Source organism: Inquilinus sp. CA228, from assembly GCF_052078665.1.
In the GTDB taxonomy this organism is placed as follows: Bacteria; Pseudomonadota; Alphaproteobacteria; order DSM-16000; family Inquilinaceae; genus Inquilinus.
Genome location: NZ_JBQJIK010000064.1, coordinates 19500 through 38496 on the forward strand (window position 1 = coordinate 19500; position 18997 = coordinate 38496).

Below are 18997 nucleotides of genomic sequence, written 5' to 3' on the forward strand. Positions count from 1 at the left end.
TAGCGGCTCAGGCAAGCGGGGAGGGCGGCGAAGGACCGGGACCAGCCTTGCGGCTAGGCCGCCGCGTCCTTCAGCGGCAGCGTCACGATCTGGACCAGGCCGCCTTCCGGCCGGTTGGCGATCTCGATGCGGCCGCCGGTGCGGTCGACGATCTCCTTGGCGATGGCGAGGCCCAGCCCGGCGCCCGGCACCGTCTGCCGCCGCGCCGGGTCGACCCGGAAGAACGGCTCGAACACCCGGGCCAGCAGCTCCGGCGGGATGCCGGGGCCGCGGTCGGCGATGGTGATGCGGGCCTCGCCTTCGCCCTCGCCCCGGGCAGCGTCCAGCGTCACTTCGGCCCCCTTGCCGTGGGTGGCGGCGTTGATCACCAGGGTGCGCAGCGCGCGCTTCAGCGCCAGCGGTCCGGCCTTGACCGAGGCCGGCTCGGCCCGCAGCAGCGTCACCGGCAGCCCCTGCTCGGCCAGCTCTGTGCTGACGGTCTCGACCAGCCGGTCGAGCCGCAGCGGCTCGGCGTCGCCGCCCTCGACCTCCTCGCGCACCAGCCGGATGGCGCTGTCGGCGATGCGGTCGAGCTCGTCGAGATCCTTCAGCCAGGCGTCGCGCTCTTCCTCCGGCAGGAACTCGGCGCGCAGCCGCATCCGGGTCATCGGCGTGCGCAGATCGTGCCCGGCGGCGGCGACCAGCCGCATCCGGCTCTCCATCGCCGCGCGCAGCCGGGCCGACAGGCGGTTCAGCGTCCGCGCCGTGGTCTTCATCTCGGCCGAGCCGGTCTCCGGCAGCTCCGGCAGGGTGCCGTCCGGGCCGATCCGGGCGATGGTGCCCTCCAGCAGGGCCAGGGGCCGGATCACCCGGTCGGCGGCGACCGCGGCGATACCGGTCGCCCCCAGCACCAGCAGCAGCATCCAGCCGGCGAAGGCCGTCGGCAGGCCCTGCGGCAGCGGCAGGTCGGACATCGGCAGCCACAGCCAGCGGCGCGGGTCGATCTGCACCGACAGGGTCGGCGACATGTCGGGGGACTGCCGGCTCACGATCACCGGCAGCACCGGGCCGGTCTTGCGCATCGCCTCCTGCAGGAACTCGGCGATGCGGGGGTTCGGCTCGCCGGGAGCGGGGCCCGGATGCAGCTCGAAATCCGCCGTCCGCCCGGGATTGTCGACCGGCCCGATGCCGTTCTCGACCAGATCGGCGATCAGGCGGACCTGGCGGGCGAAGGGATCGATGGTGCGGGTGGGCGAGGGCTCGCGCAGCAGCAGCAGGGCGACGAAGCTGGCGATGCCGACCACGGCGATGATGGACACCGCCAGCAGCAGGATGATGCGGGCGCGCAGCGAGTTCACGCCGGCCCTCCCATCTGCTCGACCGAGACGGCGAGCTGGTAGCCGCCGTTGCGCACCGTCTTGAACAGCTGGAACCGGCCGCCGTCGCCGAGCTTGCGGCGCAGCCGGCTGACCAGCACGTCGATCGACCGGTCCAGCGGCTCCGCCTCGCGGCCCTGGGTCAGATCCAGCAGTTGGTCGCGCGACAGGATCCGGCCCGGCCGCTCCAGGAAGGCCAGCAGCAGCTCGAACTCGGCGCCGGTCAGGATCACCTCCTCGCCGGTGTCGTCGACGATGCGCCGCGTGGCGGGGTCGGCGACGAAGCTGGCGAAGCGATAGTGGCCGAGCGGCGGCGTTTCGTCCGGCACGGCCACCGCGGTCCGCCGCAGCACGGCGCGGATCCGCGCCACCAGCTCGCGCGGGTTGAACGGCTTGCCGAGATAGTCGTCGGCGCCGATCTCGAGGCCGATGATGCGGTCGACATCCTCCTTCAGCGCGGTCAGCAGGATCACCGGCAGATGCGGCTTGCGCCGGCTCAGCTCGCGGCAGATCTCGAGGCCGGAGCCGTCGGGCAGCATGACGTCGAGCACCAGCAGGTCGATCCGGCCCGCGGCCAGACGCTCCTCGCATTCGCGCCGGTCGGCGGCCAGGGTGACCCGGAAGTTCTGGCCGTCGAGATAGCGGCCGAGCAGACGGCGGATCTCGGGGTCGTCGTCGACGACAAGGATATGGGGAGAAGTCTGCATCGATCGTGAAGTCGCCAAGGCTGTTGTCATGATCTTTACGGTGTCGAAGACGGCAAGCGGCGAATTTTGTGCAACGGAGTATTGCCGGCGGCCGGATGGCAACGTTGGGCAACCAATTTCCTCTGGCGGTCCACATTCGGCAATGGGCGGACCAATGGCAGAAACATCGCAGGCCTAGCTTCGCCTCGTTCACAGCAACAGGAGTCATCGATGAAATCCACTGTCGCCATCATCGGGGTTGCGACGGCCGGTGTCATCGGTCTCACCCTCGGCACGGTGATGAGTCCGGGCGGCACCGCCCTGGCCGACCCCGTCAACGTCGATGCGATCCACACTGCCGCGCCGGACGCGCTGCCGCCAAGCCCTGGAGGCATGGGCGGTCCGGACCGGCCCGGCCCCGGCTGGCGCCGCGGTCCGGACTTCAAGATGAAGCTGGCCCGCGACCTCGCCGGTCTCGAGACCCTGATCGGCATCCGCGCCGACCAGCTCGACGCCTGGCGCGACTACACCAGCGCCCTCCTGGCCGTGGCGGGGCCGACGCGGCCGCCGATGGGCACGCCGGCGGATGGCAAGGAGGCCTTCGCCCCGGCCGAGCGCCTGGCCGATGCCGCCATCGCCCGGGCCGAGGCGGCGGAGACACTGAAATCGGCGATCACGACCCTGCGCGACAAGCTGACGCCGGAGCAGATCGCCCTGCTGCAGCAGGCGGAGCGGCACATGGGGCCGCCGCCTCCCTTCCCTGGTCCCGGTCCGCAGGATCAGCGCTTCGGCCCCCCGGCCGAGCGTCCGGCGCCCCACGCCGGCTGACGGACCGGTCGGGCCGGCCCGGTGTTCCCCCCACGCAACCGGGCCGGCCCGATGGTTTCTATCTGTTCCCGACACTGATCGGTCATCGTGAGATCACATCTTCTGCGGGGCGCCGCGTCGCTCACCGCCCTGATCCTGGCGGGCTGCGCGGTCGGTCCCGACTTCGAGCGTCCGGCCGCGCCCGGCGTCGGCCAGTACACGCCCGGCACGCCCTTGGCGCAGACCGCCTCTGCCAATGTGCCGGGCGGCGCCTCGCAGCGCATCCAGAACGGCCGGGACATCCCGGGCGACTGGTGGCGCGTGTTCCGGTCCGACCCGCTGAACCGGCTGGTGGCCGAGGCGCTGAAGGCCAATCCCGACATCCAATCGGCCCAGGCGACGCTGCGCCAGGCGCAGGAGAACGTTGCCGCCGGGCAGGGCGCGCTGTTCCCGACCGTCAGCGGCTCCAGCTCCGCCACGCGGGAGCAGAGCAACAGCACGGTGTCGACCACCGCCGGCTCGCAGACCGTGACCTCGGTCTACAACGTCACCGGCGCCTCGGTCGACGTGTCCTACGACCTCGACGTCTGGGGCGGCACAAGGCGCAACATCGAATCGCTGCAGGCCACGGCCGATTACGAGCGCTACCAGCTCGAGGCCAGCTACCTGACGATCAGCAGCAACGTGGCGACGGCGGCGATCCAGGAGGCCTCGCTCCGGGCCCAGATCGCGGCCACCGAGGACATCATCAAGACCGAGCGCGCCTTCCTCGGCATCCTGCAGCAGCAGTTCGCGCTCGGCGGCATCTCGCAGGCCGATGTGGCGGCGCAGCAGGCCACGGTGGCGCAGGACGAGGCGCTGCTGCCGCCGCTGCAGAAGCAGCTGGCGCAGCAGCGCAACCAGCTGGCCATCTATCTCGGCCGCTTCCCCAGCGAGATCTCCGGCGACGATTTCGAGCTGACGTCACTGACGCTGCCGAGCGACCTGCCGCTCAGCCTGCCGTCCCAGCTGGTCGAGCAGCGGCCCGACATCCGGTCATCGGAAGCGCAGCTGCACACGGCCAGCGCCAAGATCGGCGTCGCCATCGCCAACATGCTGCCGCAGATCTCGCTCAGCGCCAGCTACGGCAGCAGCGCCAGCAGCTTCGGCGACCTGTTCTCGCCCGGCACGGTGGCCTGGACCCTGGCCGGCAGCATCACCCAGACCATCTTCGACGGCGGCACGCTGCTGCACGACAAGCGCGCGGCCGAGGCCGGCTTCGACATCGCCGCCGCGCAGTACCGCAGCACCGTGCTGTCGTCGTTCCAGGACGTCGCCGACACGCTGCACGCGATCCAGTACGACGCCGACACGCTGAAGGCGCAGCTGGCGGCGGAGCAGGCGGCCCAGCGCAGCCTGACCATCGCCCTCAGCCAGTACCAGGCCGGCGCCACCACCTACACCACCGTGCTGACCGCCCAGACGGCCCTGCTGAACGCGCGGATCAGCCGGATCCAGGCCCAGGCCCTGCGGCTCAGCGACACCGCGGCGCTGTACCAGGCGCTCGGCGGCGGCTGGTGGAACCGCACCGACACCCCGGCCGGCCGGAAGCAGCCGACCCCCAGCCTGCCCGATTGACCGACGGATAGAGAGATGGCCAAGAGCAGAACGGCTTCGCTGATCATCCGCATGGGGATCATGCTGATCGTGATCGGCGTGATCCTGGGCGGCATCTTCGGCTTCCAGGCCTTCAAGAGCCAGATGATCGCGCAGGCGATCGCGGCCCGCAGCAACCCGCCGCAGACGGTGTCGACCACCACCGCGACGTCGTCGGACTGGCAGGAGCGGCTGGAGGCGGTGGGCAGCTTCCGGGCGCTCAACGGCGCCGACCTGTCCTCCGAGGTGGCGGGCATCGTCGAATCCTTCAGCTTCCAGGACGGCCAGGACGTGGCCGCCGGCACGCCGCTGGTGCAGCTGCGCGCCGAAGAGGACATCGCCACGCTGCGCCAGTACCAGGCGGCGGCCGACAACGCCCAGGTCACCTATGACCGCGACCTGCGCCAGCTCAAGGCCCAGGGCGTCAGCCAGGCCACGGTCGACAGCGACCTGGCCACCCTGAAGGCCGACCAGGCCCAGGTCGCGGCGCAGCAGGCGCTGATCGACAAGAAGACGGTCAAGGCGCCCTTCGCCGGCCGGCTGGGGACGCGCCAGGTCGATCTCGGCCAGTACCTCTCGGCCGGCACCACCATGGTCACCCTGCAGTCGCTGGACCCGATCCTGTTCGACTTCACCCTGCCGCAGCAGGCCCTGGCCAAGCTCAAGGTCGGCCAGCCGGTGTCGGCGACGCTTGACGGCTATCCGGGCCGCGGCTTCGACGGCACCATCACCGCGATCAGCCCGCTGGTCGACAGCACCACCCGCAGCCTGACGGTGCGGGCCAGCTTCGCCAACCCGGACCACCTGCTGCTGCCCGGCATGTTCGCCAAGGCCGCGGTCGCGGTCGGCCAGCCGCAGCGCTACGTCACTTTGCCGACGACGGCGATCGTCTCCAACCCCTATGGCGACATCGCCTACATCGTCTCCGGCGCCGCGCCGGGCCAGACCGTGAAGCAGATCTTCGTCACCACCGCCGGCAGCCGCGGCGACCAGGTCGCGGTGTCGAAGGGCGTGGCGGCGGGCGATACCGTCGTCACCTCCGGCCAGCTCAAGCTGCAGAACGGCTCGCCGGTCACGATCAACAACGCGGTGACGCCGCCGAACGACCCGAACCCGTCCGTGGCGGACCCGAGCTGAAGGCGTCACCCCGATGAACTTCACCGACATCTTCATCCGGCGCCCGGTGCTGGCCCTGGTGGTCAGCGCGCTGATCGTGGTCCTCGGCTACCAGTCGTACCAGTCGCTGGCGGTGCGGCAGTACCCGAAGACCGAGAACGCGGTCGTGACCGTGACCACGACCTATTACGGCGCCGACCCGGACGTGGTCGCCGGCTTCATCACCACGCCGCTGGAGAACGCCATCGCCCAGGCGAACGGCATCGACTACATGACGTCGTCCTCGACCAGCGGCACCTCGATCATCACCGTCAACCTGCGGCTGAACTACAATTCGGACGCCGCGGTGACCGAGATCAACACCAAGGTCAACTCGGTGATCAACCAGCTGCCGGCGGCGGCGCAGCAGCCGACCATCACCCTGTCGGTCGGCCAGACCATCGACGCCATGTATATCGGCTTCTACTCCGATGTCCTGGCGGCGAACCAGATCACCGACTACCTGACCCGCGTGGTGCAGCCCAAGCTGCAGTCGGTCGAGGGGGTGCAGACCGCGGAGCTGCTGGGCCCGAAGGTGTTCGCGCTCAGGGTCTGGCTCGACCCCGACAAGCTGGCCGGCTATGGCCTGACCGCGACCGACGTCTACACCGCGCTCAGCAACAACAACTACATCTCCGGCGTCGGCACCACCAAGGGCCGGATGACCGAGATCACGTTGACCGCCTCGACCGACCTGCACGATGTCGAGGAGTTCAAGAACCTGGTGGTCAAGCAGGCCGACGGCGCGGTGATCCGGCTGAAGGACCTCGGCAACATCGTGCTCGGCGCCCAGGACTATGAGAGCCGGTCCACGGTCGACGGCAACACCGGCGTCTTCATCGGCATCCAGGTGGCGCCGACGGCCAACCTGCTCGACGTCGTCGCCGGGGTGAAGGCGGCGCTGCCCGGCATCCAGGCGCAGCTGCCGGCCGGGCTGCACGCCACCGTGATCTACGATTCCAGCGCCTTCGTCACCAGCTCGATCACCGAGGTCGCCACCAGCCTGGGTGAGGCGCTGGTGATCGTGGTGCTGGTGGTGTTCCTGTTCCTCGGCTCGCCGCGCTCGGTCTTCATCCCGGTGGTGGCGATCCCGCTGTCGCTGGTCGGCACCTTCGCGATGATGCTGGCCTTCGGCTTCTCCATCAACCTCCTGACCCTGCTGGCGCTGGTGCTGGCGATCGGCCTGGTGGTCGACGACGCCATCATCGTGGTCGAGAACGTCAACCGCCACATCGAGGAGGGGGCCAAGCCGCTGCAGGCGGCGATCGACGCGGCGCGCGAGCTGGTCGGGCCGATCATCGCCATGACCGTGGTGCTGGTCGCGGTCTATGTCCCGATCGGCTTCCAGGGCGGGCTGACCGGCGCGCTGTTCACCGAATTCGCCTTCACCCTGGTCGGCGCCGTCGCCGTGTCGATGGTGGTGGCGCTGACCCTGACGCCGATGATGTGCTCGCGCATCCTGAAGCCGCATCTGACCGACCGCAGCGGCTGGGAGGAGCGGCTGTCGGACTTCATCGACCGGCGCTTCGAGGGCATAAGGCGGCCCTATCAGCGGATGCTGCACGGCAGCCTGAACACCGTGCCGGTGGCGCTGGTCTTCGCCGCCATCGTGCTCGGCAGCATCTATTTCCTCTATGCCGGGGCGCAGACCGAGCTGGCGCCGAACGAGGACCAGGGCGCGGTGCTGGTCTCGACCACCAACCCGCCGCAGGCCTCGCTGGACCAGAAGGCGTCGAGCTCCGACCAGGTGGCGGCGGCGATGCGGGCTTATCCCGAGACCGGCCACACCCTGGGCATCGACAGCAGCGCCACCTCGATCGCGGTCCAGGTGCTGAAGCCCTGGGACCAGCGCGACCGCACCGCCGGCACCGTCCAGACCCTGCTGCAGCAGGACATCGCCAAGATCGCGGCGGCCCAGAGCGTGGCGTTCCAGCCGGCGCCGCTGCCGGGCAGCAACGGCCTGCCGATCCAGTTCGCGATCGGCACCACCTCCGGTTTCGAGGAACTGAACGACGTCGGCGCCGCCTTCCAGCAGGCGGCGCAGAAGACCGGCCTGTTCATCTTCCTGACCCGCGACCTGCAGATCGACAAGCCGCAGGCCGAGATCGTGATCGACCGCGACAAGGCGGCCCAGCTGGGCCTGACCATGAACAATGTCGGCAGCGCGCTGGCGGCGATCCTCGGCGGCGGCTACGTCAACTATTTCAGCATCGAGGGCCGGTCCTACCAGGTGATCCCGCAGGTGCAGCAGATCTCGCGCCTCAACACCGACCAGATCCTGAACTACCCGATCACCGCGGTGGACGGCACCCAGATCCCGCTCTCCTCGATCGCCACGATCAAGACCGAGGCGGCGCCGCGGGCGATCTCCCACTTCCAGCAGTTGAATTCGGCCACGATCTCGGGCGTGCCGGCGCCCGGCGTCTCGACCGGCCAGGCGCTGGCGGCGCTGAACGACCTCGCGACGAAGACGCTGCCGCCGGGCTACTCGGTCGATTACGGCGGCCAGTCGCGCCAGGCGGTGCAGGAATCGAGCGGCCTGGTGCAGATGTTCGCGCTGGCACTGATCATCATCTTCCTGGCGCTGTCGGCCCAGTTCAACAGCTTCCGCGACCCGCTGATCATCCTGGTCTCGGTGCCGATGTCGATCGCCGGGGCGCTGGCCTTCATCAGCGTCGGGGTCGGCGGCGCCACCATGAACATCTACACCCAGGTCGGGCTGGTCACCCTGATGGGGCTGATCAGCAAGCACGGCATCCTGATCGTCGAGGTCGCCAACGGCCTGCAGAAGGCTGGCAAGACCAAGCGCGAGGCGATCGAGGGCGCCGCCTCGATCCGGCTGCGTCCGATCCTGATGACCACGGGTGCGATGGTGCTGGGCGTGGTGCCGCTGATCCTGGCGACCGGTGCGGGCGCGGTGTCGCGCTTCAACATGGGCCTGGTGATCGCCAGCGGCCTGACCATCGGCACGATCTTCACCCTGTTCGTGGTGCCCGCCGTCTACATGCTGCTCGCCGCCAACCACCATGCCGAGGGCGCGGTGGAGGCGGAGCCGAAGCCGACGGCGGCGTGAGCGCGCGGCCGGCGGGCCGTTGAACTCTCGCCCCCGAACCGCCGCTGCGAGGAGGCACAGCCGACGAAGCAGTCCATAGGGCCGATGCGGGCGGCCCCGGCAGCTTGCTTGCTCGCAAGTTCTCGGCAATCATTCGAAAGGCGGTAGCTCAATTTTCCAGGTCGCGTACGAGTTGAAGGCGTCACATGGATTCGAGGGCTCTCGGCAACCTGATTTTCATGAGTTACCGGCGGGCGGACGTCGCACCGCAGACCCTTGCCATCAAGCTCGAACTTGAAAATTGCGGTGACATTGCATGAATTCGTCGGCTCCGGATGGGATGGGGAGCGCTGTGGCTCGGCCGGCGCGCGCGGTCTTTCCGAGCTTCCCGCTATGTCGCCCGGTGCGAGCCGCACGGGCACTTCCGTCAAGCAGGGCTGCAGGTCCGCCAGAAATGCACTGTCGCCGCAATTTCCGCCGTCCACCATGCCGAGGGCGCGGCCGGCACGGCGCCGGAGCCGACGCTAGCGTGACGGCTCCGGCGACCAGCCCGGCGAACGAAGCCGACGGCTCCCGCCGCCGGACCTGTCTCACGCCTTCGGGCCCTTGTCCTTGTCCCGGAACGCAGCCTCGCCGGCGTCCGACACCTATTTCCGGTCCGGCGCGGCGCCCTCGACGTAGCTGTCGTGCCAGTTCCACCAGTTGTAGGCCGGGGTCTGCGGATAGCCCTTGGGCGAATCCTCCCAGGCCTCCTGCCGGCCCAGCGGCGTGATGTCGAGGTAGGTCCAGGTGCTCCCCATCTGCTCGTCGCCGCGGTTGTTGATGAAGTAGGTGCGGAACACGCGGTCGCCGTCGCGGTAGAACACGTTCGTGCCGTGCCACTCGTCCACGCCGAAATCGGCGTCGAAGCTGTCGGTGAGGGTGACCCACGGCATCGTCCAGCCCATCCGCGCCTTCAGCCGCGCGATCTCCGCCTGGGGCGCCCGCGAGGCGAAGACCAGGGTGGTGTCGCGGGCGTTCAGATGGGCGACATGGGCGACCTGGTCGGCCACCATCGAGCAGCCCTTGCAGCCGTGGTCGGGCCAGCCGGACACCCCCGGCTCGAAGAAGGCGCGGTAGACGATCAACTGGCGCCGGCCGTCGAACAGGTCGAGCAGGCTGGCCTTGCCCGCCGGCCCCTCGAAGGCATAATTCGTCTCCACCGCCATCCACGGCATCCGCCGGCGCTCGGCGGCCAGGGCGTCACGGGCGCGGGTCTGGGCCTTCTCCTTCACGAGCAGCTGCTCGTGGGCGGCCTCCCAGGCCTCGGGCGACACGACGGGCGGCGTGTCCATGGCGGTCTCTCTTCGTCCGGTCTCGGCTGATCTGGTCATGGCGTTTCCTCCGAATTCGGGCGAGGCCTTGCGGCCGAAGCGCAAGGCCGCTGATCGCCCGGTGTTGCTGGTGAGATAGGGTGATGCCGGGCCTTGGACAGCGGGAGTGACAAGTGTGGCGCGAGTCCCGTGCCGGCCCGGGACGGCTCGTAAACGCAATGTTCATTGCGCGCTCTACCGAATCTCGTTCATGATACGTTCCATGGAGCCCGCACCAGCAGATCTCGACGTCCTGGCGTATTGCCGCAGCCTCGCGCTGCAGCAGATCCAGATGCTCACGCGCCTGGCCGAGATCGGCATGCAGCTGGCCGAGGCCGAAGGTGCGCGGGCGCTGGCCGCCCAGTCCCAGGCCGCCTGGCCCAAGGCCGACGCGGCCGCGGTGGAGGCGGCCCGGGCCGAGGCGCAGGAGGCCGGGATGGCCTTCAGCCGCTTCTCCCGCTCGGTGCAGCGCTCACTCGCCCTGCGCAGCCGCGCCGCCGACCAGCTCTGTGCCCGCGAGAAAGTCCAGGCCGCCGACCGCGAGGCCGCCCAGCAGGCTCGCCGTGACGATCACCGCAACCAGGTCGAGAGCACCCTGGGCGAGATCATCTGGCAAGAGATCAAGGATCGCGATCGCGCCGCCACCCTCCAGGACGAGCTCGAGGAGCGGGTCGAGGATCTCTACGACAGCGACGAGCAGGTCGAGGACCGGCCGCTCGGCTCGGTGATGGCCGAGCTGGCCTGCGGCCTCGGCCTCACCGAGGAATGGCGCCTCTGGGCCCGCCCCTGGCAGACCACGCCGCGGCCGGCCCGGCCGGCCGGCGACGAGGCCGAGATCCAGGCCGAGCGGGCCCGGCGCCGGGACGCCGCCAGCGCCGCCGTCGAGCAGGCCTTCGCCAAGCTCGATCCGGCCCGCATCCCCGGGCTCAGGGCCGGGCTGGCGGTCCGGCTGCAGGAGGCCGATGTGGTCGGATGGTTCGACACCGAGACCATTTTCAGCATCGCCGAACGACTCTCCCGCTCCCTCGGCATCGACCCCTATCTCTGGCTCGACGATCCGGACGCTCCCGACACCGGGTGATCGGCGCGGCGTCGGCGCGGCGCAACGGTCCGGATTTTTCCTCTGGATCGATGCGGAGGGAGAGGCTCTCCTGTCCGCCTGCGCCGAACCGGAGGACTGCGGGCATGGGTGATTTCGCCAAGATCGTCGCGCTGGCGGCGGAGCGTCGCGGCGGCATGGACGTGCTCGAACGCGCCCTCGCCGAGACGAAATCGAAGACGCCCGCCGAGATCGCCGCCACGCCCGACGACCGCATCCTGGCGGAGATGACCCGGCGTATCTTCAACGCCGGCTTCGCCTCCAAGGTGATCGCCGCGAAATGGGATGGCTTCGAGGCCGCGTTCGACGGCTTCGATCCCCGCCGCTGTGCCGCGCTGTCGGAGGAGCGGTCCGATGCGCTGTTGAAGGACAGCCGCATCGTCCGGCACGGCGCCAAAATCCAGTCGGTCACGGCCAACGCCCAATTCCTGCTGGACCTCGCGGCCGAGCACGGCAGCGCCGCGAAATTCCTCGCCGATTGGCCGGATGCCGATTATGTCGGCCTGCTCGAGATCCTGAAGAAGCGCGGCAGCCGCCTGGGCGGCGACACCGGCATGCGCTTCCTGCGGGCGATCGGCAAGCCGGCCTTCATCCCGACCGGCGACGTCGTGGCCGCGCTGATCCGCGAAGGCGTCCTGGCCAAGGCGCCGGGCGGCAAGGGCGACTTCAAGACCATGCAGCAGGCCTTCAACCGCTGGTCGGCGGATTCTGGCCGCGACCTGACCGAGATCAGCCGCATCCTCGCCATGAGCACCGGCGACGTCGGCCACGGCCGCCGATAGAGCCGCGACGTTGGCCGCTCAGTTCAGCGGGATCGAGAGGTTCAGCGTCAGAGTCTCGACGCCCGGGTTCACGTCGCCGATGCCGGCGTTGGAGATGTGATGGAAGGCGGCGCCGATCCGCATCCGGTTGTCGAACTCCCACGCCGCCTCGATGCCGGTGCGGAATTCGAGGGTCGAGCCCATGTCCCGGCCGTCGCCGTTGAAATAGGCGCCGACCGCGGCATTCGGCGACAGGATGAAGTGCTCGCCGAAGCGGACGTCGAGCATGCCGCCGCCATAGACGTAGGTGGCCGACTCGGTGTTGCCTTCGATGCCGATGAAGGGCCGGATGCGCAGGAACTCCTGGTTGAACCGCAGCTCCACCCGGCCGATGCCGGCGCCGCCCTTGTCGCGGTCCTCGTGGCCCGGCTCGCCCTTGTCGTTCAGGATGTTGTAGTAGCCCGCGCCGAGCGTCAGCGACAGCGGCAGGTCGGTGGCGCCGTTGCCGACGCGGATGTCGCCGATGTCCGAATTCTCGCCGAGGATGCCGGCGGCGAGGATCGCGGCCGAACCGATGCCGATCCAGATGGGCACCGACTGGGCCTGCGCCGCCTGCACGGATCCGAGCACGACGGCAGCCACGGCGACGCCGGTCAGGAGCTTCTTCATTCCACACCCTTCATTCCTGCCGGAGCCAGGCCCCGGGGTTGGGGATGATTACGGGCGTGCGAAACCCGACGCAACGCTTTTCCGCCCGCTCACTGCGCCACGGCCGCGGTGTCCGGGCCGCTGTCGCCACGCTGGTCGAGGCGCAGCTCGATGCGGCGGTTGCGGCGATAGGCGTCGGGCGTGTTGCCGGTGTCGAGCGGCTGCCACTCACCGAATCCCGCGGCCGCCATGCGCTGCGGCGGGATGCCCTGGCTCGACAGGAAGTTCAGCACCGACAGCGCCCGGGCGGTCGAGAGCTGCCAGTTGGTCGGGAACGGCCCGCCGGTGATCGGCTGGCGGTCGGTGTGGCCGTCGATGCGCAGCAGCCAGTCGACATCGGGCGGGAACTGGGCCGCGATTCGCTTCAGCGTCCCGGCGAAGGTGGCCAGCTGCTCCTCGCCGCCCGGCTGCAGATCGGCCGAGCCGACCGGGAACAGCACCTCCGACTGGAACACGAAGCGGTCGCCGACCACCCGGACGTCCTGCCGGTCGCCGAGCACGTCGCGCAGCCGGCCGAAGAAGACGGAGCGCGAGCGATTGAGCTCGTCGACCCGGCGCACCAGCGCCTGGTTGAGGCGCGAGGTCAGGTTGGCGATCTCGACATCCTTGTCGCCGACCGTCTTCTCCGAATCGCGCAGCGTGCCCTCGATGTCCGAGAGCTGCTGGCGCAGCGCCGCCGCCTCGGCCGCCAGCTGCTCGCCGCGGCTGTGCTCGCTCTCGCTGGTCGACTTCTCGGTCGCCAGCGCCGCGGTGGCGCGGTCGAGCGTGCCGCTGAGCTCGGCGATGCGGGAGTCGAGCTGCGCTACCTGGGCGGTCAGGTCCTGCACGTCCTGCTGCGAGGCGGCGACCTGCGACTCCAGCGCCTCGGCGCGCTGCTGCCCGGCCTTGACGTCCTGCTGCGAGGCGGCGAGCTGCGTCTTCAGCGCCTGGGCACGCTCCTGTCCGGTCTTCAAATCCTGCTGGGCGCGGTCCCGCTCGGCCTGGGTGCGGTCCAGGTCGGTCCGGGTGCGATCCAACTCGGCGCCGAGATCCGAGGCCTCCTTGCGGCTGGCGTCCAGCGCGGTCGAGAGGTTGCCGACGGTCAGGTCGCGGTCCTGGGTGCCGGTGCGCAGCGTCGCCAGGTCGGATTGCAGCTGGGCCAGCTCGCGCCGCTGCCGCTCGATCGTCGCCTGGTTGTCGCGGATCACCCGCGTCGCCTCCTGCAGCTGGGCGTCGCGGTCGGTGGTGCCGCCGGTCAGGGTCTCGACCTGGGCGAGGGTGGTGCGCAGCTGCCGGTCGATGGCGTCGCGGTCCTGCTGCACGGCGGCGAGGCGGCTGCCGAGATCGGTCCGCTCGCGGGCGCTGCCCTCGAGATCGGCGGACAGGCGGTCGATCCGGGTCTTCAGGTCGCGCCCGCTGTCCTGCTCCAGCGCCAGCCGGTCGGTCAGCTCGGAGACCTGGCGGTTCAGCCGGCCGACGGTCTCGTCGCGGCCGCTGACCACGGTCGACAGGTAGAATTGCGAGGCCAGGAACACCATCAGCAGGAAGATGACGACCATCAGCAGGGACGACAGCGCGTCGACCCAGCCGGGCCAGACATCGACCTGGCGTCGATCGTTGAAGGAGAACCGGCCGCGCATCGCCATGCGTCAGCGCCCCTCGGTGCCTTCGGCCAGGGCGGCGATGGTGCGGGCCAAGAGCTTGATCTCGCCCCGGATCTCGCCGGAGAGCTGGATCCGGCCGGTCGACATCTCCTCGATCATCCGGCGCACCGTGGTGTCCAGGCTGCGGATGTGCTGGCGGGTCGGCTCGTCGATGCCGAAGCGGTCGGATTCGAGGGCGGTGGCGAGGCGGCTGAGCACCGCGGCGGTCGCCGCCTGGCCCTCGGCCAGCCTGGCCGTCATCGCCTGCTGGCTCTGCAGATGGTCGTCGATCGTCGCCAGCTGGGTGGCGACGGCGCCGAGCGCGCCACCCTGGCCGCGGCGCTCCTCCTCCGCCTGCACGGTCAGGCGGCGCAGCGCGTCGAGATTCTCTGCGGTCTGCGCCACCACCGATTCGATATAGGCGGGGAACACCGGCTCGCCGGCCTCGATCTCGTAGCCGCCTGCCTGCGGGCCGGCGGACAGGCGGGTGTTGGCCGACAGCCAGTCCTCGAGCTCGTTGTAGAAGCGGTTCTGCGCCTGGCTCGCCTGCAGCTCGAGGAAGCCCAGGGCCAGCGAGCCGGCGAGGCCGAACAGCGAGGCGCTGAAGGCCGTGCCCATGCCCGTCAGCGGCGCCTCCAGCCCATGCTTCAGGGTGGCGAAGGCGGCGCTGGGATCGGCGGCCTCCATGTCCAGCCCGGCGATCACGCCGCTGGCCGAGCGCACCGTCTCCAGCAGGCCCCAGAAGGTGCCGAGCAGGCCGAGGAAGATCAGCAGGCCGATCAGGTAACGCGAGATCTCGCGGCTTTCGCTGAGCCGGGCGCCGATGGCGTCGAGCAGGGAGCGCAGCGCCATCGGCGACAGGCTCAGCTCGCCCTGCTGCTCGGCGATCACCCGGGCGATCGGGGCCAGCAGGCGCGGCTGCACCGGCGCGATCCGGCCGCCCTGGGCGCGCTGCGCCAGATGCGCCTCGATCCAGCGGATGTCGGGCTCGAGGTTCACGACCGCCCGGAAGCAGAACACGATGCCGAACACGGTGGTGGCCAGGATCACGCCGTTCAGCGCCGGATTGGCCATGAAGGCGGAGGACACGCCCGGCCCCAGCACGGCCGCGACGATGGCGACGATGATGACGAAGGCCGTCATCCGGACCAGATACCGCCGCGGGCTGGACATCGCCGGGCGTATCGAGGTCGGGCGGGCTGCCAGGGCGGTGATCGACATCAGGCGGCTCTCTACTGGATCCGGAGGTCGACGCGGTCCGCGGGCTGGTCCGGCGGCGAGGTGTTGCCGAGCGCGCGCAGGGCGATGCGCTTGCTGTCGACGCCGCGGTCGATCAGGAAGGAGCGGATGTTGAGCGCGCGGCTGAGCGAGAGGCGGCGAGCATTGGCCGGGTCCGGCTTGGCCCCGGCATAGGCGCGGATCTCGATCTGGCTGGCGCCGTCGGCGGCCAGCTTCTCGACCAGGCCGGACAGCAGGTCGCCGGCCTCGGTGCCGATCTCCTCGGTGCCGGGGGTGAAGCGGATGCGGAAGCCGTCGCCGACGATCAGGCCGACCATGTCGCCCGGGGCCATCCCCGGCACGGCCTTGGCCTTGACGTTGGGGTCGGCGAAGCCGGCGCCCTTGACCACCACGTCGGCGTCATAGGCCGGCGCCGGCTCGTCGACCACGCCGGGCAGGGACGGGATGGCGGGCTGGTCCGGCTCCAGGAACGGGATCGGCCCGGTCACCGGCCCGGCCGAGGTCGGCACCGGCAGCGGCGCCGGGGGCGCGGCCTCGCCGCGGGTCAGGATGCGGGTGTCGAGCGGCAGGTCGCCGGCGGCGAGCGGATCCTCCGCCCTCGCGGTCGCCGCCCCCAGGATCAGGGCGGCGGGAAGAACCAGGACTGCCACGCGGGCCCACGCCCGCTGGTCGGTCTGCTGACGGTGGGCCAAGCCGAACCTCACAACGCTACGGACCATGGATCATACACCCGCATGCAACGGGGCGGACCATAGCCTAGCGGATAAGGGCGAAACAATCGTGAACCAGCGTCAGGACGCCAGCGTCAGGACGCAGCCGCGGCCTTCGGCGCGCGCGGGCCGCGGGCCTTGGCCATCGCCATGGCCAGGGTCTTGTGGATCAGCGCGTTGCCGGCCACCACCGTCTCCGCGGTCAGGGCCGGGCCCTTGCCGTCGATGTCGGTGACGAAGCCGCCCGCCTCCTGCACCATGACGATGCCGGCGGCGATGTCCCACGGGTTCAGCCCGGCCTCCCAGAAGCCGTCGAAGCGGCCGGCGGCGACATAGGCGAGGTCGAGCGAAGCCGCGCCCATGCGGCGGATGCCGGCGACATGCGGCATGATCATCGCCAGTTCGCGCTGATAGGCGACGCTGTCGCCGCGGCCCATGAACGGCATGCCGGTGCCGATCAGCGCGTCGGGCAGGTTCTTGCGGGCGGAGACGCGCATGCGCCGGTCGTTGAGGAAGGCGCCGGCGCCCTTCTCGGCCCAGTACAGCTCGTCGGACACCGGGTTATAGATCACCCCGGCCACCGGCACGCCTTCCTGCTCCAGCGCGATCGAGATCGCGAAATGCGGGATGCCGTGCAGGAAGTTGGTGGTGCCGTCGAGCGGGTCGACGACCCAGCGCCGGTCCTTGTCCTCGCCCTCGACCACGCCGCCTTCTTCCATCAGCCAGCCGAAGCGCGGGCGGGCGCGGGTCAGCTCCTCGCGCAGGGTCGCCTCGGCCTTGAGGTCGGCGGCCGACACGAAGTCGGCGGGGCCCTTGCGGCTGACCTGCAGGTTTTCGACCTCGCCGAAATCGCGGACGAGGCCGCGCCCGGCCTTCTGGGCCGCGCGGATCATGACGGTGATGAGGGGGGAACGTCCGGCCATAAGAGGAGATCAGTCCTTCGCGCGCTCGAGATAGGTGCCGTCGGCCGTGTTGATGACGATCCGGATGCCCGAGGAGACATGCGGCGGCACCATCACCCGCACGCCGTTCTCCAGCACCGCCGGCTTGTAGGAGGAGGAGGCGGTCTGCCCCTTCACCACCGGATCGGCCTCGGTGATCTGCATGGTGACGGTCTGCGGCAGCTCGACCGACAGGGCCGAGCCCTCATACATGGTCACGGTGCAGACCATGCCTTCCTGCAGGAAGCGCGCCGGCTCGCCGACCGTGTCGACCGGAACCTGGGTCTGCTCGAAGCTCTCATTGTCCATGAAGGTGAAGTGGTCGCCTTCCTGGTATAGGAACTGCATCTCGTGCTCGTCCAGCCGGGCCCGCTCGACCGTCTCCTGGGTGCGGAACCGCTGCTGCGTCTTGGTGCCGGTGCGGGCGTCGCGCATCTCGACCTGGATGACGGCGTTGCCCTTGCCCGGCTGAATGATCTCGATCTTGGTCACCAGCATCAGCTTGCCCTCGTATTCGAGGACGTTGCCGGGACGGATCGTGATGGCGTTGACCTTCATGGCGGATCTTCTGCAGATAAATGCGTTTCGCGCCCCACTGGCGCGCCGGGGCGGCACGACAGGGCGGCGCGATGGGCGCGGACCCTAGCAGCAAGTCCCGCCAAGGGCAACGTCGAGTCGGGGCCGCCATAGCAACGCTGCACCGCGCGCCGCGACCTGCTATCGAGGCGGCATGACGGGATCGGATCGAACCATGGCGATGGAAGCAGGCATCCGCGGGCTGCGCGGCCGCTGGTGGCAGAGCGGCGTCTATGCCCGCAAGCGGCCTTACCTGGAGGCGCGGGCGCGGATCACGGCCGCCGTGCGGCAGGTCTTCGCCGAGCGCGGCTTCCTCGAGGTCGACACCCCGGCGCTGCAGGTCTCGCCGGGGCTGGAGCCGCATCTGGTCGCCTTCGCGACCGAGCTGCGCGGCCCGCATCCGGACGACGCCCAGCGCCTGTACCTGCACACCAGCCCCGAATTCGCGATGAAGAAGCTGCTCGCAGCCGGGCTGGAGCGGATCTTCCAGCTGAGCCATGTGTTCCGCAACGCCGAGCGCAGCGCCACCCATCACCCGGAATTCTCGATGATCGAGTGGTACCGGGCGGGGGAGGGGTACGAGACGCTGATCGACGATTGCCGCGCCCTGTTCCAGGCGGCGGCACGCGCCGCCGGGCGAGACCGGCTGAGTTGGCGGGGGCAGGAGTGCGACCCCTTCGCCGAATGGCGGGTGCTGACGGTGCAGGAAGCGTTCCTGGAATTCACCGGCATCGACCTGCTGGCGACGGCGCCGGATCCGCTGAGCCCGGACCTGGCCCTGCTGAACGCGGCGACCACGGCGATCGGCATCCCGGCGCGCGACGGCGACCGCTGGGACGACCTGTTCTTCCGCGTGTTCCTGGAGCGGATCGAGCCCCGGCTCGGCCTCGGCAGCCCCTGCGTCCTGACCGAATACCCGGTGTCGATGGCGGCGCTGTCGCGGCCGAACCCGGCCGATCCCCGCACCGCCGAGCGATTCGAGCTCTATGTCGCCGGGCTCGAGCTGGCGAACGCCTTCGGCGAGCTGACCGACGCCGAAGCCCAGCGCGCGCGGTTCGAGGCCGACATGGACCTGAAGCAGCAGCTCTACGGCGTGCGCTACCCGATCGACGAGGACTTCCTGGCGGCGCTGGACCCGGACCGCGGCGGCGGCCTTCCCGATTGCAGCGGGATCGCGCTAGGGTTCGATCGCCTGGTGATGCTCGCGACCGGGGCCGACCATATCGACGACGTGCTGTGGGCGCCCGTCATCGGAACGATGGTCGCGCGCTGAACGTTTCGGCCGGGCTATACGAGGGG

16 protein-coding genes are annotated in these 18997 nt (G+C 70.1%); 7 read left to right on the plus strand and 9 right to left on the minus strand.

What is annotated here, in order from left to right:
* Window positions 1-53: 53 nt before the first annotated feature.
* Both ACTOWL_RS27270 and ACTOWL_RS27275 read right to left on the minus strand, forming a co-directional pair.
* Complete coding sequence (locus tag ACTOWL_RS27270) at window positions 54-1337, minus strand: ATP-binding protein (RefSeq protein ID WP_441324432.1); 1284 nt, start codon at window positions 1335-1337, stop codon at window positions 54-56.
* Window positions 1334-2062 carry a response regulator gene (locus ACTOWL_RS27275; protein ID WP_441324433.1) on the minus strand — a complete coding sequence of 243 codons (729 nt, stop codon included), beginning with the start codon at window positions 2060-2062 and terminating at the stop codon, window positions 1334-1336. The genes ACTOWL_RS27270 and ACTOWL_RS27275 overlap by 4 nt, the downstream gene beginning before the upstream one ends.
* A gap of 210 nt (window positions 2063-2272) precedes the next feature.
* Here ACTOWL_RS27275 and ACTOWL_RS27280 point away from each other — a divergent pair, with 210 nt between their 5' ends.
* The 4 genes from ACTOWL_RS27280 (at window position 2273) to ACTOWL_RS27295 (ending at window position 8711) form a co-directional block, all read left to right on the plus strand.
* A complete protein-coding gene (locus ACTOWL_RS27280; RefSeq protein WP_441324434.1) occupies window positions 2273-2869 on the plus strand; it encodes a Spy/CpxP family protein refolding chaperone in 597 nt (198 codons plus the stop codon).
* A gap of 87 nt (window positions 2870-2956) precedes the next feature.
* Window positions 2957-4465 carry an efflux transporter outer membrane subunit gene (locus ACTOWL_RS27285; RefSeq protein ID WP_441324435.1) on the plus strand — a complete coding sequence of 503 codons (1509 nt, stop codon included), beginning with the start codon at window positions 2957-2959 and terminating at the stop codon, window positions 4463-4465.
* Between the two features lie 15 nt (window positions 4466-4480).
* Window positions 4481-5620 carry an efflux RND transporter periplasmic adaptor subunit gene (locus ACTOWL_RS27290; protein ID WP_441324436.1) on the plus strand — a complete coding sequence of 380 codons (1140 nt, stop codon included), beginning with the start codon at window positions 4481-4483 and terminating at the stop codon, window positions 5618-5620.
* A gap of 13 nt (window positions 5621-5633) precedes the next feature.
* Window positions 5634-8711, plus strand: coding sequence for an efflux RND transporter permease subunit (locus tag ACTOWL_RS27295; RefSeq protein WP_441324437.1), 3078 nt, complete (start codon window positions 5634-5636; stop codon window positions 8709-8711).
* A gap of 626 nt (window positions 8712-9337) precedes the next feature.
* On the opposite strand, the gene ACTOWL_RS27300 is transcribed toward ACTOWL_RS27295, so the two are convergent.
* Window positions 9338-10063 (minus strand): DUF899 domain-containing protein, encoded by a 726-nt coding sequence (locus ACTOWL_RS27300; protein WP_441324438.1) that lies wholly within the window; start codon window positions 10061-10063, stop codon window positions 9338-9340.
* A 190-nt stretch (window positions 10064-10253) separates the two neighbouring features.
* Between ACTOWL_RS27300 and ACTOWL_RS27305 the strand changes: the two genes are divergently transcribed.
* Window positions 10254-11123, plus strand: coding sequence for a hypothetical protein (locus tag ACTOWL_RS27305; RefSeq protein ID WP_441324439.1), 870 nt, complete (start codon window positions 10254-10256; stop codon window positions 11121-11123).
* Window positions 11124-11227: 104 nt separating this feature from the next.
* A complete protein-coding gene (locus ACTOWL_RS27310; protein WP_441324440.1) occupies window positions 11228-11923 on the plus strand; it encodes a DNA-3-methyladenine glycosylase I in 696 nt (231 codons plus the stop codon).
* Window positions 11924-11941: 18 nt separating this feature from the next.
* Here the strand turns inward: ACTOWL_RS27310 and ACTOWL_RS27315 are convergent, their stop codons facing one another.
* The 6 genes from ACTOWL_RS27315 to efp form a co-directional block, all read right to left on the minus strand.
* Window positions 11942-12571 (minus strand): acyloxyacyl hydrolase, encoded by a 630-nt coding sequence (locus ACTOWL_RS27315; protein WP_441324441.1) that lies wholly within the window; start codon window positions 12569-12571, stop codon window positions 11942-11944.
* 89 nt (window positions 12572-12660) lie between these two features.
* Window positions 12661-14235, minus strand: a complete 1575-nt coding sequence (locus tag ACTOWL_RS27320) for a peptidoglycan -binding protein (protein ID WP_441324442.1) — start codon at window positions 14233-14235, stop codon at window positions 12661-12663.
* Between the two features lie 3 nt (window positions 14236-14238).
* Window positions 14239-15453: a flagellar motor protein MotA gene (locus ACTOWL_RS27325; RefSeq protein ID WP_441324443.1), complete on the minus strand. Its 1215-nt coding sequence runs from the start codon at window positions 15451-15453 to the stop codon at window positions 14239-14241.
* A gap of 11 nt (window positions 15454-15464) precedes the next feature.
* On the minus strand, window positions 15465-16163 hold the full coding sequence (locus ACTOWL_RS27330) for an OmpA family protein (RefSeq protein ID WP_441324444.1): 699 nt from the start codon (window positions 16161-16163) through the stop codon (window positions 15465-15467).
* A 113-nt stretch (window positions 16164-16276) separates the two neighbouring features.
* Window positions 16277-17104: an inositol monophosphatase family protein gene (locus ACTOWL_RS27335; RefSeq protein WP_441324445.1), complete on the minus strand. Its 828-nt coding sequence runs from the start codon at window positions 17102-17104 to the stop codon at window positions 16277-16279.
* Between the two features lie 9 nt (window positions 17105-17113).
* Window positions 17114-17680, minus strand: coding sequence for an elongation factor P (efp, locus tag ACTOWL_RS27340; protein WP_441324446.1), 567 nt, complete (start codon window positions 17678-17680; stop codon window positions 17114-17116).
* A gap of 199 nt (window positions 17681-17879) precedes the next feature.
* On the opposite strand from efp, the gene epmA reads away from it, so the two are divergent.
* The gene (gene epmA / locus ACTOWL_RS27345; protein ID WP_441324461.1) at window positions 17880-18971 is read left to right on the plus strand and encodes an EF-P lysine aminoacylase EpmA; all 1092 of its coding nucleotides are present in this window, start codon (window positions 17880-17882) and stop codon (window positions 18969-18971) included.
* The last annotated feature ends 26 nt before the right edge of the window (window positions 18972-18997 follow it).

Bases quoted from the DNA above. Each gene is read 5' to 3' on its own strand.
- ACTOWL_RS27300 (WP_441324438.1), bottom strand. From the start codon at position 10,063: ATGACCAGATCAGCCGAGACCGGACGAAGAGAGACCGCCATGGACACG.
- epmA (WP_441324461.1), top strand. From the start codon at position 17,880: ATGGAAGCAGGCATCCGCGGGCTGCGCGGCCGCTGGTGGCAGAGCGGC.
- ACTOWL_RS27315 (WP_441324441.1), bottom strand. From the start codon at position 12,571: ATGAAGAAGCTCCTGACCGGCGTCGCCGTGGCTGCCGTCGTGCTCGGA.
- efp (WP_441324446.1), bottom strand. From the start codon at position 17,680: ATGAAGGTCAACGCCATCACGATCCGTCCCGGCAACGTCCTCGAATAC.
- ACTOWL_RS27275 (WP_441324433.1), bottom strand. From the start codon at position 2,062: ATGCAGACTTCTCCCCATATCCTTGTCGTCGACGACGACCCCGAGATC.
- ACTOWL_RS27325 (WP_441324443.1), bottom strand. From the start codon at position 15,453: ATGTCGATCACCGCCCTGGCAGCCCGCCCGACCTCGATACGCCCGGCG.
- ACTOWL_RS27305 (WP_441324439.1), top strand. From the start codon at position 10,254: ATGATACGTTCCATGGAGCCCGCACCAGCAGATCTCGACGTCCTGGCG.
- ACTOWL_RS27335 (WP_441324445.1), bottom strand. From the start codon at position 17,104: ATGGCCGGACGTTCCCCCCTCATCACCGTCATGATCCGCGCGGCCCAG.
- ACTOWL_RS27295 (WP_441324437.1), top strand. From the start codon at position 5,634: ATGAACTTCACCGACATCTTCATCCGGCGCCCGGTGCTGGCCCTGGTG.
- ACTOWL_RS27290 (WP_441324436.1), top strand. From the start codon at position 4,481: ATGGCCAAGAGCAGAACGGCTTCGCTGATCATCCGCATGGGGATCATG.
- ACTOWL_RS27280 (WP_441324434.1), top strand. From the start codon at position 2,273: ATGAAATCCACTGTCGCCATCATCGGGGTTGCGACGGCCGGTGTCATC.
- ACTOWL_RS27320 (WP_441324442.1), bottom strand. From the start codon at position 14,235: ATGGCGATGCGCGGCCGGTTCTCCTTCAACGATCGACGCCAGGTCGAT.
- ACTOWL_RS27310 (WP_441324440.1), top strand. From the start codon at position 11,228: ATGGGTGATTTCGCCAAGATCGTCGCGCTGGCGGCGGAGCGTCGCGGC.